Source organism: Tepidimonas sp., assembly GCF_046292505.1.
Lineage (GTDB): Bacteria > Pseudomonadota > Gammaproteobacteria > Burkholderiales > Burkholderiaceae_C > Tepidimonas.
In genome coordinates this window covers 1-618 of the sequence record NZ_JBKBQX010000220.1, presented here as the reverse complement: position 1 = coordinate 618, position 618 = coordinate 1, and the positions used below count along the sequence as shown (strand labels likewise).

The 618-nt window shown below is 74.3% G+C and carries 1 protein-coding gene; it reads left to right on the top strand.

Annotation, left to right across the window (positions count from 1 at the left end; genetic code table 11):
* On the top strand, positions 1-514 hold a 514-nt coding region (locus ACK4TH_RS12885; RefSeq protein ID WP_409627010.1), incomplete at its 5' end, for an exodeoxyribonuclease VII large subunit.
* Positions 515-618: the final 104 nt, after the last annotated feature.

The window sequence follows — 618 nt, the reverse complement described above, 5'->3', positions numbered from 1 at the left end:
CACCGCGGCGGCCGAACTGAGCGCCCCCGCCGCCACCACGCTGTGCGAGGCGCTACAGCGCCAGGCCGAACGCCTGAGCGCGGCGCTTTGGCGCCGGATCGACGCACAGGCGCAGCACCTGGACCGGCTGGCGCAGCGGCTGGGGCGGCCATCGACCCTGACCGCCCGTGAGCGCGCCCGCCTGCAGGCGCACGAGCACCGGCTGGAGCGGGCGCTGGCGCTGCGCATCGACCGGCAACGACAACACCTGCTGCGGCTGGAGCAGGCGTGGCAGTCCGCGGGGCGGCGTGACACCGAACGGCGCCGGCTGCGGCTGGAGCGCTGGGGCGCTCAACTGGCTTTGTTGGATCCCCATCTGGTGCTGCAGCGGGGCTACGCGCTGGTCACTGATGCCCGGGGCCACGTCGTCACCCGCGCCGACCAGACGGCGCGGGATGCCGCCCTCCATGTGGCCCTGGCCGTAGGACGGTTGGATGTGCGGGTGAGCGCCGTGCATGCCGAGGCCGCGCGTTGATCCCGCGGCCGTGACCCAGAGACGGGATCCCGCGCTGCCTCCGGGGACACGGGGGGGCGCCATGCGGCCGCAGTGGCCGTTCCCTACAATCCCAGCATTCGACC